At 58.2% G+C, this 603-nt stretch carries 1 rRNA gene; it reads left to right on the forward strand.

Annotated elements, in window-relative coordinates:
* A 16S ribosomal RNA gene (locus AC1DN2_RS21325) occupies positions 1-131 on the forward strand; the annotation flags it as partial.
* Positions 132-603 lie beyond the last annotated feature (472 nt).

Genomic DNA, 603 nt, shown 5'->3' on the forward strand with positions numbered 1-603 from the left:
GAAAGTTGGTAACACCCGAAGCCGGTGGCCTAACCCCTTGTGGGAGGGAGCTGTCGAAGGTGGGACTGGCGATTGGGACTAAGTCGTAACAAGGTAGCCGTACCGGAAGGTGCGGCTGGATCACCTCCTTTCTAAGGAGCACCTACAACTTTCTCTGCCCCGTGTATGCGGGTGTGGTGGGGTTGTCAGGAGTACGCCCGTTGCGCAGACGCAAGTTCTGCGGCGGGTGCTCACGGGTGGAATATCAACAAATAGCGGCCGCCGGTTCTTCGCCGGCACCCAGTACGGTCCCCTGTGCTTCCTTTGGAAGTCCGGGTGGTCCTGGAACGGTGCGGGAGAGGGGATGCGCGGTTTAGTGTTTGGCACACTGTTGGGTCCTGAGGCAACAGGACCATGGCGCGGCCGCGTTGTCCTTCCCTTCGGGGGAGGGTGCGTGGCGGTGGTGTGGGACTTGTGTTTCTGGTTTCCTGGCTGCACCGATCACACGGTTGTTCTGCTCCTTTTGGGGGTGGGGTGTGTGTGGGGTGTGTGGTACGGGGTTGTTGTTTGAGAACTACATAGTGGACGCGAGCATCTTTTATAAGAAGCAATTTCCAAGAATAT

The organism is Arthrobacter sp. 01L42 (assembly GCF_056400005.1).